This is a genomic window from Bacillus sp. GS3m_15504, assembly GCF_055825275.1.
In genome coordinates this window covers 1-264 of the sequence record NZ_JBVVNL010000037.1, presented here as the reverse complement: position 1 = coordinate 264, position 264 = coordinate 1, and the positions used below count along the sequence as shown (strand labels likewise).

General features: G+C 55.3%; 1 tRNA gene and 1 rRNA gene. Both read left to right on the top strand.

Annotated elements, in window-relative coordinates:
* Positions 1-11: 11 nt before the first annotated feature.
* A 5S ribosomal RNA gene (rrf, locus tag AC0L0O_RS30080) occupies positions 12-127 on the top strand.
* Positions 128-139: 12 nt separating this feature from the next.
* Positions 140-216: transfer RNA gene (locus AC0L0O_RS30075), tRNA-Met, on the top strand.
* The last annotated feature ends 48 nt before the right edge of the window (positions 217-264 follow it).

The following is a 264-nucleotide window of genomic DNA, read 5'->3' as shown; positions in this document are numbered from 1 at the left end:
GCCTTCAATAGTTTGGTGATGATGGCAGAGAGGTCACACCCGTTCCCATACCGAACACGGAAGTTAAGCTCTCTAGCGCCGATGGTAGTTGGGACCTTGTCCCTGTGAGAGTAGGACGTCGCCAAGCTATTTATATCATCGCGGGGTGGAGCAGCACGGTAGCTCGTCGGGCTCATAACCCGAAGGTCGCAGGTTCAAATCCTGTCCCCGCAACCAAATGGTCCCGTGGTGTAGTGGTTAACATGCCTGCCTGTCACGCAGGAG